The sequence below is a fragment of the Gordonia sp. AC31 genome, assembly GCF_031844505.1.
Taxonomy (GTDB): Bacteria; Actinomycetota; Actinomycetes; order Mycobacteriales; family Mycobacteriaceae; genus Gordonia; species Gordonia hongkongensis.
In genome coordinates this window covers 17,113-31,282 of sequence record NZ_JAUZVK010000024.1, presented here as the reverse complement: position 1 = coordinate 31,282, position 14,170 = coordinate 17,113, and the positions used below count along the sequence as shown (strand labels likewise).

At 62.0% G+C, this 14,170-nt stretch carries 11 protein-coding genes; 5 read left to right on the top strand and 6 right to left on the bottom strand.

Annotated elements, in window-relative coordinates; genetic code table 11:
* Nucleotides 1-16: 16 nt before the first annotated feature.
* The 4 genes from Q9R39_RS20880 to gmd form a co-directional block, all read right to left on the bottom strand.
* Nucleotides 17-1,321 (bottom strand): UDP-glucose/GDP-mannose dehydrogenase family protein, encoded by a 1,305-nt coding sequence (locus tag Q9R39_RS20880; protein WP_311278112.1) that lies wholly within the window; start codon nucleotides 1,319-1,321, stop codon nucleotides 17-19.
* Nucleotides 1,322-1,334: 13 nt separating this feature from the next.
* The gene (locus Q9R39_RS20875; RefSeq protein ID WP_311278134.1) at nucleotides 1,335-2,735 is read right to left on the bottom strand and encodes a sugar transferase; all 1,401 of its coding nucleotides are present in this window, start codon (nucleotides 2,733-2,735) and stop codon (nucleotides 1,335-1,337) included.
* 353 nt (nucleotides 2,736-3,088) lie between these two features.
* On the bottom strand, nucleotides 3,089-4,057 hold the full coding sequence (locus tag Q9R39_RS20870) for a GDP-L-fucose synthase (protein WP_311278133.1): 969 nt from the start codon (nucleotides 4,055-4,057) through the stop codon (nucleotides 3,089-3,091).
* Nucleotides 4,057-5,082: a GDP-mannose 4,6-dehydratase gene (gene gmd, locus Q9R39_RS20865; RefSeq protein ID WP_311278111.1), complete on the bottom strand. Its 1,026-nt coding sequence runs from the start codon at nucleotides 5,080-5,082 to the stop codon at nucleotides 4,057-4,059. The genes Q9R39_RS20870 and gmd overlap by 1 nt, the downstream gene beginning before the upstream one ends.
* A 1,016-nt stretch (nucleotides 5,083-6,098) precedes the next feature.
* On the opposite strand from gmd, the gene Q9R39_RS20860 reads away from it, so the two are divergent.
* The gene (locus tag Q9R39_RS20860; RefSeq protein ID WP_311278110.1) at nucleotides 6,099-6,716 is read left to right on the top strand and encodes a glycosyl hydrolase; all 618 of its coding nucleotides are present in this window, start codon (nucleotides 6,099-6,101) and stop codon (nucleotides 6,714-6,716) included.
* 87 nt (nucleotides 6,717-6,803) lie between these two features.
* Nucleotides 6,804-7,091 (top strand): hypothetical protein, encoded by a 288-nt coding sequence (locus tag Q9R39_RS20855; RefSeq protein ID WP_311278109.1) that lies wholly within the window; start codon nucleotides 6,804-6,806, stop codon nucleotides 7,089-7,091.
* 272 nt (nucleotides 7,092-7,363) lie between these two features.
* On the opposite strand, the gene Q9R39_RS20850 is transcribed toward Q9R39_RS20855, so the two are convergent.
* Both Q9R39_RS20850 and Q9R39_RS20845 read right to left on the bottom strand, forming a co-directional pair.
* Complete coding sequence (locus Q9R39_RS20850) at nucleotides 7,364-9,499, bottom strand: acyltransferase family protein (RefSeq protein ID WP_396275710.1); 2,136 nt, start codon at nucleotides 9,497-9,499, stop codon at nucleotides 7,364-7,366.
* On the bottom strand, nucleotides 9,496-11,490 hold the full coding sequence (locus Q9R39_RS20845; protein ID WP_396275709.1) for a glycosyltransferase: 1,995 nt from the start codon (nucleotides 11,488-11,490) through the stop codon (nucleotides 9,496-9,498). The genes Q9R39_RS20850 and Q9R39_RS20845 overlap by 4 nt, the downstream gene beginning before the upstream one ends.
* Before the next feature lie 198 nt (nucleotides 11,491-11,688).
* Here Q9R39_RS20845 and Q9R39_RS20840 point away from each other — a divergent pair, with 198 nt between their 5' ends.
* From Q9R39_RS20840 to Q9R39_RS20830, 3 genes are all read left to right on the top strand, one after another.
* On the top strand, nucleotides 11,689-12,804 hold the full coding sequence (locus Q9R39_RS20840) for a lipase family protein (RefSeq protein ID WP_311278108.1): 1,116 nt from the start codon (nucleotides 11,689-11,691) through the stop codon (nucleotides 12,802-12,804).
* A 95-nt stretch (nucleotides 12,805-12,899) separates the two neighbouring features.
* Nucleotides 12,900-13,727 (top strand): SGNH/GDSL hydrolase family protein, encoded by an 828-nt coding sequence (locus tag Q9R39_RS20835; RefSeq protein WP_311278107.1) that lies wholly within the window; start codon nucleotides 12,900-12,902, stop codon nucleotides 13,725-13,727.
* Nucleotides 13,728-13,777: 50 nt separating this feature from the next.
* Nucleotides 13,778-14,164 carry a hypothetical protein gene (locus Q9R39_RS20830; protein ID WP_311278106.1) on the top strand — a complete coding sequence of 129 codons (387 nt, stop codon included), beginning with the start codon at nucleotides 13,778-13,780 and terminating at the stop codon, nucleotides 14,162-14,164.
* Nucleotides 14,165-14,170 lie beyond the last annotated feature (6 nt).

The window sequence follows — 14,170 nt, the reverse complement described above, 5'->3', positions numbered from 1 at the left end:
CCTAATCTGACGATTGTCATGTTATGTACTTCCATCCCGCGTTTTCCCACAGCGACCGATCCAAGCAATTCCTTCCATCAAATACTACTCGCTGGCGCACATACGGGTTCAAACGTGATGGGCTGCATGAAACGAATTCGGGCCACTCTGTTAGAACAAGGAGCAACTCAGCCTGATCGCACGCGTCGATCGAACTATTCGCGTATTGGAGTGTTGGGAAAACTTTCGCTGACTGCGCCATCGCTTTTGGGTCGTAGACAGTTACAGACGCACCTCGGAGCTGGAGTTGACCAGCGACACTCAAGGCAGGACTGTCGCGAACATCATCGGAATTCGGCTTGAACGCCGCGCCCCAGACAGCGACGCGTCGACCGATAAGAACACCGCCGAAGTGTTTCTTCGCGACATCGACTACGCGTTCGCGCCGACGCATATTAACATTGTCTACCTCCCGGAGAAAGGCGAGAGCCTCCGAGGCGCCCAACTCACCGGCCCGCGCCATGAAAGCCCGAATGTCTTTAGGCAGACATCCGCCTCCGAACCCGAGACCGGCATTTAGGAACTTCGGTCCAATTCTATCGTCATGACCGATCGCTTCGGCGACTGAACGAACGTCGGCGCCAGCGGCCTCGCAGACCTCCGCAATCGCATTAATGAAGGATATTTTTGTGGCCAGAAAAGAGTTGGCGGCGACCTTGACCATCTCAGCGCTTGCCGTGTCCATAACCAGCAAAGGTGTCCCTCTGTCAATTAGCGGAGCGTAAATGGTGCGAATTAATCGTTCCGCGATTCCCTCACCGTCGACACCTAGAACCAATCGATCAGGGGTTAAGGTGTCGTCTATCGCATGCCCTTCGCGCAGGAACTCGGGATTCCATGCGACTTCTACTCTCACGTCATCTTTAGCATGCGCTGCCGCGCGATCTGACAATCGGCTGGATGTTCCCACCGGTACGGTAGATTTTCCGATTATCAGCGCGTTTCGGGTGAGCAAGGGAACAAGTGTGTCTACAGCCTGATCTACAAATCTCAGATCGGCCGCGTTCTCGCCTTTCCTCTGAGGTGTACCGACGGCAATGAAGAACGCTTCTCCCCATTCCGCCGCTTCTTGATACGAACTCGTAATCCGAAGATTTCCTGCATCGAGTTGCTCGCGCAGCATCTCGGACAGCCCCGGCTCGTAAAATGGAAGCAGCCCGGCTTGTAGCGACTGCCTTCGGTCCTCGTCGACTTCGACCCCTAGGACGTCGTGCCCTAATTGGGCCATGCAGGATGCATGCGTTGCTCCCAGGTAGCCGAGCCCGATAACAACTATTTTCATAGCCCGCTTCCCATTAGTATGCGCCGTCCTTCCCAACTACTGCCCGAAGCGTCTTCCATAGAATTAGAGCGTCCTGCATGATCGACCAATTCTCTACGTACGACAAATCTAGTCGAACTGATTCTTCCCACGAGAGATCCGAGCGGCCAGAAACCTGCCAGAGCCCTGTCATCCCGGGCTTGACGAGCATCCTCCGCGCAACCCGCCCGTCGTACTGCTCGACTTCCTCTGGCAGCGGGGGCCGTGGTCCCACGAGGCTCATCGAACCAGAGAGCACATTGAGCAATTGGGGAAGCTCGTCGATGCTGTACCTCCTCATGATTGCGCCAATTCGCGTAACCCTCGGGTCATCGCGCATTTTAAACAGCAGTCCCGCGCCTTCGTCCAGTTCTCGCAAGGCAGTTCTCTGACTATCCGCGTCTGGAATCATCGAGCGAAACTTCCACATTTCGAAGGAACTGTTGTTGATACCGACGCGGTTTGCACGATAAAAGACAGGACCGGGCGAATCCAATTTAATACTGAGAGCTACCACTGCAAAAATCGGAGACAGCGCAATTAGCATCGCGGCCGATCCAATCCGATCAACTGCCGCTTTGCGGAATCGGTTGGCGCCTTCATACCGAGGCTTATCGATATGAAGTAGTGGCAGGCCGGCGACTGGGCGGACCATCATACGAGGGCCCGCTACGTCGATCACCCCCGGGGAGACGACCATGTCCACGTCGAGGCCCTCCAGGTCCCAGGACAGCGCCTGCATTGCGGCATGGCCGAGAGCATCCGCTGATGTGACCGCAACCGTTGTGGCGCCGGATTCGACTACTGCGCTGCAGACATTCTCCAAATTGCCGAACAGCGACACCTCCGCATCAAGCACCTGCACCGAATCACGGGAGCGGGCCGGAGTAGGCACACAAATACCGACTACAGAATATCCCATCTGTGGGTTTCGCATTAATCGCTCGATAAGGGGAATTGCTGACGGCAAGCTTCCAACGACGAGAACCGTTTCCAGCTTTTTGGCTTGCGATCTCTGATGCGTGAGATATTGTCGCCAAGCCCATCGCGAGAGGACAAGTCCAAGAGTACCGATCGGGAGAGCGAGCGCAATGAATCCACGCGCTATATTGAGTCTGAATAGGAGATCAACCATCGCCAGAATACCGAAGACTGACAGACAGGCCGTCACAACCCGGCTGTACTCTTGTGATCCAGAGCCGACTACTCGCCTATCCAGCGTTTGGCAGGCGCGCAATGCGAGGAGCCAGGCGATCGCGAGCGCGAGAGAGACAACAGACGCAGGTGCTGTTACCGCCCCGTTCGCGACCAGTGCTGGATCTCCTCCAAACCGAACTAGCTGGGCGATGCCCACGGCGACAGCGACTACGAGCGCATCAGTCCATGCGAGACGCATTAGGTGGCCGTGGACCCATGACCGAGAACGCTCGCGGGTCTTATCGGCAGAGCGAAGTCTGCGTACCGGGCCGCGGACAGATGACTTGCCGTAGGCCTGACTATCGGCCACCTCCTACCTCCCGCCATTCATTATCGATCTTTGTTTGCATTAGACACCCACTGCCTAGACCCAGCTTGCACCACGGCAGCGAGCGTGTCTGTAATCGCGTTCAGAATATGACACCTGTGAGATGGCGACAACTCATGAGCACTCCTAGAACATACGGCGACTGCAGATCGCATGAATTTCTTCGCCCGCAATTGCTAGCTGATGTTGGGAGTTTTGGCCATCACCTACGACGCCCTCTGGGTCTATTTTCTTAACGATCCGCTATTATCTCGATACCATTCGACAGTCCTAGTTATCCCGTCAGCGAGGCTGATCGTCGATTTCCATCCCTCCCCGTTCAGAGTCGAGATGTCCAGGACCTTGCGAGGTGTGCCGTCAGGCTTGGAGTGGTCCCACTGGGTTTCCCCTTCAAAGCCGACTGCATCCGCAACCATCATCGCGATCTCCGTCAACGTATGATCTTGGCCGGTACCCACGTTTACCTGCTGCGCTCCGTCGAAGTTGTCCAGGAGGTAGAGACAAGCCGAAGCCATGTCATCGACGTGCATAAGCTCGCGCCGGGGACTACCGGTCCCCCAATTGACCACTACACTGGCTCCCAGTTCCCGCGCCTCGGTGTACCGGCGTATCAGTGCCGGGAGCACGTGTGATCCAGAGGGCGAGAAGTTGTCGCCGGGTCCATACAAGTTTGTCGGCATCGCCGAGATCCACGGAAGTGCATACTGCCGCCGGACGGCCTGAACGTTCAGGATACCGGCGATCTTCGCAATCGCGTATGCGTCGTTGGTCGGCTCTAGCGGACCGGTGAGTAGTGCGTCCTCGCGGATTGGTTGTTCAGCGAATTTTGGGTAGATGCAGGATGACCCGAGAAAAAGCAGTCGAGGCACTTCGTACTTGACCGCCGCATCTAAGACGTTCGATTGAATTCGCAAATTTACGGACAGGAAGTCGACCGGGAACGTACTATTGGCGAGGATTCCTCCGACCTTGGCTGCGGCAAGGACCACGGTCTGGGGTCGTGACGACTTGAAGAAGTCGAATACGGCGTCTCGGTCCGTGAGGTCGAGATCAGCGCTTGAGCGTCCAACTAGACGTGTGAAACCCTCAGTCTCAAACAACCTCCAGATGGCGGAACCCACCAGACCTCGGTGTCCAGCGATGTAGGTGACGTCCTCGCGGCCAAGGGGCCCAATCAAAGGTGAGCTGATCATCACGCTGCCCATGATTTGAGCGCGGGGGTATCAATCCAGGGCTTACCTTCGCACTCGAGCGCCTTGATGTCCGCGTCGACCATGATTCGCGCAAGATCGGGAGCCATCACCGTCGGCTTCCACCCGAGAATCCGTTCAGCCTTCCGCGCATCACCCACGAGAGCGTCTACTTCCGTTGGCCTCAAGTACCGGTCGTCAAAGCGGACGTGTTCCTGCCAATCGAGACCAGCGTGCTCGAAGGCGGTGACTAGAAAATCTCGCACCGTGTGGTTGCCGCCGGTCGCCAGAACGTAGTCGTCGGGCTCGTCCGCCTGGAGCATGCGCCACATGCCCTCGACATACTCAGGCGCGTAACCCCAGTCTCGGACAGCGTCGAGGTTGCCCATGTATAAATGCTGTTCGACGCCGGCTCTGATCCGTGCGGCTGCCCGCGTGATCTTGCGGGTCACGAAAGTCTCCCCTCGTCGTGGGGATTCGTGATTGAAGAGAATTCCGTTGACCGCATAAATGCCATACGCCTCGCGGTAGTTGCGTGTTACCCAGTAGGAGTAAACCTTCGCCGCACCGTACGGCGACCGCGGATAAAACAAGGTGTCTTCATTTTGCGGGGGAGGCGACGCACCGAACATTTCAGAGCTGGACGCTTGATAGAAGCGGCAGTCGACGCCGGCGAGACGAACAGCCTCGAGCAATCGGATGGAACCAATCCCCGTTGTGTCCCCGGTGTGCTCAGGCTCGTCAAAGCTGACGCGTACGTGTGACTGCGCAGCTAGGTTGTAGACCTCATCCGGTCTAATTGTTGAAATCAGGGTAACGAGACGTGCCCCGTCGCTAAGATCGCCGTAGTGCAAGAACAGCTTGGCAGACGGGTCGTGTGGGTCTACATATAGATGATCTATCCGAGCCGTGTTGAAGGTTGAGGACCGGCGAATGAGTCCATGAACCTCGTAGCCTTTCGAGAGGAGTAGCTCCGCAAGGTACGAACCGTCTTGTCCGGTGATGCCCGTAATGAGCGCCTTCTTCATCGTTCTCCTGTCACTGCGTTCGTCACGTTGACGTCTACGGCGCCCCGAGCCCCTCGCAGACCACCGGGACTCCGGCGAAAACACAGCGACGTGTCGCCCTCCCTCGAACGTCACTCCGTGTCCACGCGGGTGCGGAGCGAGTCACAACCGATCTGCCCGACGGGTAGATCAACCTCCCGAAGGCTATTGCACGGCTGCGCGAGGCACAACCGGAAGTTGGGCTTTGGATCGATCGAAGGACGCTATAGGCCCTAGCTGTTGGTGTGCTATGCGACATCTCCCCATGCAGGCCAGTTCGGTTTTCGAGTCTTTAGCACGGGGAAATGACCTGAGTGTCGTTCCTTCTGGCTCGTGAAACGTGTCCCAATGTTGCACGTGCCAGCCAGGATTCGTGACAGCGTCCACCTGCCCGGTTGCGACCGCGGCGCAGCTGCAACGTAGATCGACTTAGACGTAGATTCACGGTTGGCCGTTTGTTAACTATATGTTGAATTCAAGTCTCCGTTCGCCGGGTGGCTGTTCGGTTGTTGTTACTGCGGCGGCTAATTCGAGATCGTTAATCTGGGCTGTCGACCCAGCTCGGAAACATTGCACCGGATCGCTGTCCGCTCGGTGTAAGCAATGATGGTCTCGTGACTTGCGATCGCAGAGTGGGCGGCAGGACGTCCAGACGGGCCGTTCTAAGCATCGCCGTCTGGTCGGCGCTGTCTGCTGGAGCAATCAGCTGCGGTTCAGCACCCACACCGAATCCGTTGCCGAAACGGCCGATTTGGGGAGCGTTCATCCCTACAGTCGAGACTGCAGGCACCGCACTCGCAAGTCCACCTCTGCACCACCTGTCGGCGCTGGCTGGCCGTGCACCAAACGTGGTTCATCGTTTCGCATCGACCTCCGGTTCGGTTCCCACCGTTGATCTTGACGCGATCAGTACTGCGTCTGCTTTGCCGCTTGTGACTCTGGAACCCTGGGTCGAAGACCCGGGTCAGCTTCAGTCCGGTTCGCCTCTAAGCAGGATCGTGAACGGGAACATCGATCACCACCTGCAGCGATGGGGTCGGGGGCTCGCGGCGTGGGGCAAACCCATCCTGGTACGGATCGCGCACGAGATGAATGGCGACTGGTACCCGTGGTCCATCGGAGTCGACCGGAACACGACCGCGGAGTATCGCGCAGCCTTTCGCCGTATGAGGACCATCATCAAAGGCGAGGGTGCGCACCAAGCATCCTTCGTATGGTCACCGAACGTACTTTCAGAGGGCACTCGGGGGTTTATGGACTGCTACCCAGGTGATGATGTTGTGGACTATGTCGGTCTGGACGGTTACAACTGGGGCGACACGCCCGGCCATCAATGGCAGTCCGTCCGCACGCTCTTCCCTCGAAGCCTCTCCTTGTTACGTCAGGTCGCACCCACCCGCCCGGTTCTCATAACCGAGGTGGGTTGTGCTAACGGCAGCACCGCGGAAGATAAGTCGCGTTGGATCAGTGACTTTTTCAGTTTCCTTGAACAGCATCAAAGCGTGTTGGGTTTCGTGTGGTTTCAAACCGACAAAGAGCGTGACTGGAGAATCAACTCGACGCCGGCGAGTACACAGGCGTTTCGGGACGGGCTGGCGAACTGGATCAGAAGCTGAGCCTTGAGATGGTTGTCACCGTCAAGAGGGCGCGAATCGCGCCTCCTCGCGGCGCGAACTCGGCTTTCGTGACCTGATACTGGTCGGATGCCACCCGAGCTCATCCCCCCGACTGTCTTCAACTCGCTGGTGCTGTTGAACCTCCTGTTCGTGACCGGCGCATGGAGCCTCGCGCGACCGAGCTACCCCGTAGCTGCTGTTCTCGCTGCTCTATCTGGTGCGTGGTTCTTCTGGAACGGTCCGATCGAGGGGCGGGTACTGATCTTCATCACGCTCGAACACGGCTTCACCGAGTCCGACATTCTGTGCATCGCTGGGGTCGTTCTTGCAGGTGTTGCGTGTGTCCGCACCCGCGAACGTCGGAGGTGGGAGTAGTAGGGGGGCTTCGACAAGCTCAGCCAGCGATAAGGTGCGGGGTGGTGGTCACCAGGTGGCTTCGACACGGCGCCTCGACCTCGACGCGCTCCTTCGTCGCTTGCTCGGCCCGGCGGCTTCGCTCGGGGCCGGCTCAACCAGCAGTGGGTCGGGGCCGGCTCAACCAGCAGAAGGATCGCCAAGTGGCTTCGACACGGCGCCTCGCTTCGCTCGGGGCCGGCTCAACCAGCAGTGGGGCTCGGGCCGGCTCAAGCAGCAGTGGGAGCTCGAGGCTAACCGTTGTAGTCGAACCGCTGTTGGTCTAGCTGCTTGCGGACCGCGGGCTCGAGGACCCGCGCCGCGGTGGCGGTCAAGTGCGAGTCGTCGCGGTAAAAAAGGATCTTGTTGTGCGCGGCAGAGCAGGAGTTGCCTGCGCACAGCAGGTCGTTGACGTTCACCGTGCTGATATCGCGATAGTCGTCGCGCGACACGGCATCGATGATGGGCTCGACGCGCGGGTAGTCGTCGAAGTCGAATTGGCACTGCGTCCAGTCGTCCATCGACCCGGAGATGCAATCGGCGACCTGGAAGCCCGGATATGGGGTGTCCGCGACGTACACCAAGTTCGCGCCCGTGTTCCGCAGCTGTGTGAGCGAGTGGTCCCACGCGGCCTGCGAAGCTTCGCGTGAGGGCACGTACGTCGACAACGACGACACGAAGATGATTCGCGGCCCCACCTCGGCGATGCGCCGCAACGTCGCCTCACGCCACTCCTGGCAATCCGCCTTGACGTAGGGCTCGAAGATCCCGCGCTGCGGCCGCAGGTGCTGCGCTGGACAGGCCGCTTTGGTGAACTGGTGGACTCGCCACCCGTGGTCGGCGCCGATAGTGCGGACGACTTCGGCCCACTGATCGGCGTGACTGTCGCCGAACAGCACCACCGGGATGCCGTCGGGCGGGCCGAAGGCGCAATCCGCGCGCGGCTCCACGTCGCCGACCGGGATCAGGCACTCGAACGGCTCCGGCCGGTCGTCGAACGCCTGGAACGGGTTGGGCGTGACCGGGCCGCTCGGTTCGCCGGCCTCAGCCCCGAAGACCGACTGGTAGGTCAGCGCCGCATTGGCGACGGTGTCCCGGCTCGCAAGCTGCACGGTGACAACGCCGGCGGTCATCGTGACAGCGAGCGCCACCACCACCCCGGTCAGGCCCAACGAAATCGACGCAGATGCATTGCGCTTCAACTCGCGATTCCGGAGCAGCGGTTCCTCGAACAGGATCGTCGACAATGTCGCCAGCACCAACGAGCCAGCCGAGACCAGCAGCAACACCGGCCAACTCGACGCACCCGCGACCGACTCGTACAGCACGATCGCCGGCCAATGCCACAGGTACCAGGCATAGGACACCCGGCCGAAAAACTTCAGCGGCGGCGTCGCCAGGAAGTGACCGACGAACACCGATCGCGTGCCCACCATGCAGCCCGACGCGATCACGAAGGCCGCGCCGATGGTCGGCAGCAGCGCCGCCGTGCCCGGGTACGGCGTCTGCGCGTTGATCACAAAGCCCGCGACCAGTACGGCGACGAGACCTGCCCAGCCGACTGCGAAGGCCATCGGAGTGCCGACACGGTGCCCGCCGAAGCGAGGGAGCGTCGGCAGTGCGATCGCCACCAACCCGCCGACCCCGAACTGCCACGCCCGCGTGTAGGTGGCCATGTACGCCGTCGCCGGATCGGTCGCGGTGATGACAATGGCGAGACCCAGGGACACGGCGCTGACGATCAGCACCGCCAACCCGACCGACCATCGGACCGACAACACCCGGCCCAGCGGCGTGCGCATTGCCAGCGCCGCAGCCGCGATCACCAGGAACGGCCACACGAAATACAGCTGGGCCTCGATGGCGAGGGACCAGAAATGGGTGGCCAGACTGCCGTCGATGGCCCCCGCCAGATAGTCGGCGTTCTGCTCGATGAAATGCCAGTTCGACAACTGTGCGGCCGCGGCCAGCAGGTCGATGGCCTGCTTGAACACCTTCAGCAACGGCATCAGGAACGCGGCGGCGACGATCGACACCACGATCACCAGCGCGGCCGGCGGGATGATGCGCCGGGCCCGACGGGCGAAGAAGTTGCGCAGCGAAATTCGACCGTGTCGCTCGTACTCGCGCACCAGCAGCCCGGTGATCAGGAAACCGGAGATCACGAAAAAGACGTCGACGCCGACGAATCCGCCCGTGAGAACCGGGACGTGCGCATGGAACAACACGACCAGCAGGACGGCGATACCGCGCAATCCGGCGATGTCGTCGAAGAAGGTGTTCGGCGCCGAAGGTTGAGGTGACGGGCCCGCCGGTTGCGCACGGAGCGGAACTGTCGGCGCGTCATCGGCGCTGATCGGCACCGCTCCCCCGGCTGTATGTCTGCTCACTGCGTATCCCACGGCAGCATGACGTCGAACCATCCCAGCGCCAGCGCCGCGATGAACAGGATCACGCAGGTGTATCCGACAGCTTCCCAGGCCGAGATACGGTTCCAGTTGGTCGCCGTCGGCCGCTTGGTGGTGACGTGTGGGCGGTCTTCGTGGGAGTCGGGAGTTGACTTACGGGGCCCTTCGTGGCTCGTCGACCTCGACTCGCTTCGCTCGCTCGGCCCGGCGGCTATCGCTCCTCGCACCTCAGCGGGCTGGGGTTCATCGGCACGTCGAGGACGCAGAATTCTGAAGAACTCCACGAACAGTGGGAGTGCCAGGTATGTGTAGGCCACAACGAGCCCGACCATCATCCAGAACTGGCCCAGCCCGTACTGCATCACGTCGCGAATGATGAACACCCAGAACACCGGTAGCGACGTGCCGAGCGTGATCGCCCCCAGCGCGCTGATCGAGCGGGCCAGCGAATTGGACTTCCCGATCGCACCCGTCGGCACCCAGCCGATCTCGCGGCCGACCAGCTTGTGCCAGATCGCGATCACGTGGGCGAAGCTGTACGCCATCTGAATGCGGAGTACCTCGAACCGCCAGCGAGTCCTCGACACCAGCGGGAACAACACGACATACACCCACAGCCCCAGAAGGAATGGCACGAGCTGCTCCGGCCGCACGTCCTCCGGATAGAAGGCGGCCATGATGACGCCCGGGAGGAAGAGGAGGAAGACGTTCATCGCGGTGGTGAGGTAGTAGAAGACGCCGGCCCAGTCGGCGATGCGTTGTCGAGTGGTGCGGGGGTGACCCTTCGTGACGGCCCTCCGCAAGCTCCGGGCCTCCTCAGGGAGCGGAGGCAGCGCGCCTCTCGGCAAGCTCCGGGCCTCCTCAGGGAACGAAGGAGACACGCGGGAGAGCGTCCCCTGGCACCAGCGGTATTGCTGGTTCAGAAAGCCCGCGAGGTCCGCTGGACACAACCCGCGCGACAACACGACCGGCACATACCGGATGCTGTATCCAGCCTGCTGGACCAGCCGACCGGTATGCAGATCCTCGCTGTGTTCGATCGCTGCGAAACCTCCCACGCGGTCGAGGGCTTGGCGCCGATAGACCGCCGAGGTGCCGACACAGTTCGCGGCTTCGATCCGATCCCGCGACGGCAAGACCCAGCGATAGAAGAACTCCTGCGTCGCGCCGGCCGTGCGCTGAATCCAGTTCATCGCCTCGGTCGTCGAGAAACACTGGGGGCTCTGGACGATCGCGACCTGCGGGTCGTCGAGGTAGGGCACGAGATGGGCGAGAAAGTCGTGGCGCGGGCAGAAGTCGGCGTCGAAGATGACGACCAGTTCCCCGTGGCTGACGGTGCACGCGTACCGGAGATTGCCGGCCTTGCGTAGATGGCCCCGATCCGGGCGAACAACGTAGGTGAATCCGAACTCGGCAGCCAGTTCGTGCACCTCGCCCCGGGCCGCGTCGTCGAGGACATAGACGTTCAGCGGGCCGCGCCACCGGAGAGCCGCGATGTGTCGATAGGTGTTACGCAGGATTGCGATGCTCTCACCGCAGGTGGGGAGAAAGACGTCGACGCTCGGATACGAACGATCCGAGGGCTGCCAGTTCGTGACCCGTTGCTGGTGGGACCGCCAAGTGATCCGTCGACGGTTCATTCCCGTCGCCAACGAGAGCGCATTTCCGATCACGTTGGCGAGAAGAACGATGAGAACGGGCAACAGCCACACATGGGTCGACGCGAAAGCGGCGAGGGAAATCGACACCAACACGAATGCGGCGAGGAGGACGAGTTGCACCCAGCGCATCTGCGGGCCGAGATACTCATACACCTCGGCATCAGACGGCGCGGCGACCGCAAGCGGATCGCGCTCGGGTGCGGGCGGATCGGCGGACCGACGGGAGGCTGCCGCGAAGGCGACGGTATCGGCGTCGTCGTATTCACCGAGAGATGACGCGTCCGCCCGACGGGTCCCGGTGATCGACTCCACGCCCTAGAGAATCGGGCAAACAGATACGTCGAAGCAAACTGTGGGAATCGCCGGGGATACCTTTCTCGGGTGAGAAGAGGGTGGCGCCGCGTCCGAACGGCGGGCGTATGGGTCGTCGTGGCGATCCTGGGTGTCGGCTCTGTGGCCGCTTGTGACTCGACGTCCGGGACCGGCGAACCCGCGCGATCGGTCACGTCGGTGGCTGTGGACGCGCCGCTGTCACCCCCGCCCGTACTGGTTGCCGACGTGCGACGTGCGCGCGGTCAGATCGTCGGCACCGACACCGTTCCGAATGCGTGGTTCTCCGCACTACCGGCCGGCACCACGGCTCAGCGCCTCGTGTACCGATCGGCGTCCGGACTCGACGGCAGATCGACGACCGTCAGCGGCGCCCTGTTCGTCCCCGGATCGGCTCCCCCGCCCGGCGGCCACCCCCTGATCTCGTACGCACACGGCACCACCGGCATCACCCGGGATTGCGGTCCCTCTGACCAGGACTCGATGTTCGGAGATCTCAGTGCCGTCGCGGACTTCCTCACCGCGGGATATGCCGTGGTCACGACCGACTACCAAGGCCTGGGAGTGCGGCCGGGCCAACAAGCACCTCATCCCTACCTCGAACCCCGCACCGCCGCATACAACGTCATCGACGCTGCCCGGGCCGCGCAGTCCACCGACCTCGGCGTCGGGGGCCGGTGGTTCGCCGTCGGCCGGTCTCAAGGCGGAGGTGCCGCATGGTCGACAGCGGAAGAGTTCGCGCAGTACGGCGATGGCGCCGGGGAACTGGTGGGTGCGGTTGCCGTCGCTCCCCTGCTGGATGCCGGCTACTTCGTCACCCGCGCGCAGGAAGGGAGTCTTTCGCGCGCGCAACGATTCCTGTATCCGCTGGTGGTGCACGGCGTCGCCCAAGCCCAGCCCGCCGTCCGCCCGGGCGACCATCTGACCGGACTGAGCACCGACACCGCGCCGGTCTGCTCGGCCGGTCGCACGGCGCTGGCCGGGTTGTCGGTATCCGATGACGCCGCACTGAACGCCGTGACCCCGGGCGCGGCGCAGACCCTGTCCCGCACTCTCGAGGGATACGCCCTGCCGCGGATCACCACGAATGTGCCGATCGCGGTCTTCTACGGCGGCACCGACCCACTCATCCCCGTCGACGTCATGGAAGACACCTTGACTCGAGCCTGCGAACTCGGCGACCGGTTGATGCGGGTCCGACACGACCAGCAGGGACACGGCGTCGACCCTGGCCCCGCGATGGCCACGTGGATGCAGGACCGCCTCGCCGGAGCGCCGGCCCCCACCGATTGCTGACCCCGTGGGGTTTGGCGTCACGCGCACTCGGAATCAACGCCCGCTATGGTGACAACGTTGGCTGGGGGGCCTCAATCGAGTTGGAGATTACGTAGATGTTGAACGCTGTGAAACGCGTTTTCGGTTCCGCGCCCATCTGGGCCTGGATCGTGATGGTTGTCTGTGCGGTGATCCTCGTCGTCGGACTCATCGTGTCCAGCAATCGGACAGCACCGACGTCGACATCTTCGGCAGGTGTGACCCCCGCGAGCATGGCTCCCCTCGAGCAGCCGGCGACCCTCGAATTCATCGAAGACGCAGAGGCCAATCCCTCTGAGCCCCGGACCATCGTTCTCCTCGGCGACTCGACCGGCGCCGCTCGCGACGGCTGGGCTCCCGCACTCGGGACGACGATCAGCCAGAAACTCCAACGCCCGATGGCCACCAAGTTCTGGAATGCCACCACCAACGACTACGGCGCGATGGTCGGGCTCGGCGACGGCCCGAACGGCCCGATCGGGTTCTGGAATGGCAGCGCGTCCGGAAAAGACGCCAACTATGCGCTCGAGAACCTGGACAAACTGATCACCCCGGATGTCACCCCGGATCTGATCCTGCTCAATTTCGGCCACACCCAGGACCCGAACACCCCGCTCGCCGAACAACTGAAGCCGCTCATCACCGAATTGCGCCAGAAGTACCCCGACGCCGAGCTCGTGGCCATCAAGCAGAGCCCCGCGCAGGGTGGCGCCACCAACGCGATCATGGAGGGTTACGCGTCCGCGATGGACGCCGAAGGCATCCAGGTCATCGACGTGTACTCCGCATTCCCCGCGGATTCCGCCGCGCTCCGACCGTTGCTGCGCGACACCGTGAACCCCAACCCGGCCGGCCAGCAGATCTGGACGACGACCGTGCTCAAAGCCTTCGAGCTGCAGGCGTAGTGGCTTCGACAAGCTCAACCAGCGGGGGACGTCGCGCGATTATGTCGCTGATGCTCGCGTTCGCGGTCATCGTGCCGCTGTGGTCGGCATCGGCCACCGCAACCGCCTCGCCCCCGCCGCCCCATCCCAGGCTGGACCACTCGGTCACAGTGCAGGTACCCGGGCTGGTCTGGGGCATCGGCGGCGCCGGAGTCGTACAGCCGCGTGTGTTCTACGGACGTGGCCAGATCTATCCGTATCCCCTCGGCTACGGATTCCGCTGGCATTGGCGCAATCTCACGACCGGAGCCGCCGGTTGGATTCCGTACGACTACCCACACCGCCGCAGCACCATCCGCACCGGAGCCGGCCAACTGGTCGTGACCGGCGAGTACTATCCGCAGCAGAACATCATCCTGAGCACTACGGTCGCCGCCACCTTCTGGGTGAACCCGTAGGGACCA

Coding starts and splice junctions, on each gene's coding strand:
- Q9R39_RS20880 (WP_311278112.1), bottom strand. CDS start 1,321: ATGAAAATAGTTGTTATCGGGCTCGGCTACCTGGGAGCAACGCATGCA.
- Q9R39_RS20875 (WP_311278134.1), bottom strand. CDS start 2,735: ATGCGTCTCGCATGGACTGATGCGCTCGTAGTCGCTGTCGCCGTGGGC.
- Q9R39_RS20870 (WP_311278133.1), bottom strand. CDS start 4,057: ATGATCAGCTCACCTTTGATTGGGCCCCTTGGCCGCGAGGACGTCACC.
- gmd (WP_311278111.1), bottom strand. CDS start 5,082: ATGAAGAAGGCGCTCATTACGGGCATCACCGGACAAGACGGTTCGTAC.
- Q9R39_RS20855 (WP_311278109.1), top strand. CDS start 6,804: ATGCCACCCGAGCTCATCCCCCCGACTGTCTTCAACTCGCTGGTGCTG.
- Q9R39_RS20835 (WP_311278107.1), top strand. CDS start 12,900: ATGTTGAACGCTGTGAAACGCGTTTTCGGTTCCGCGCCCATCTGGGCC.
- Q9R39_RS20830 (WP_311278106.1), top strand. CDS start 13,778: ATGCTCGCGTTCGCGGTCATCGTGCCGCTGTGGTCGGCATCGGCCACC.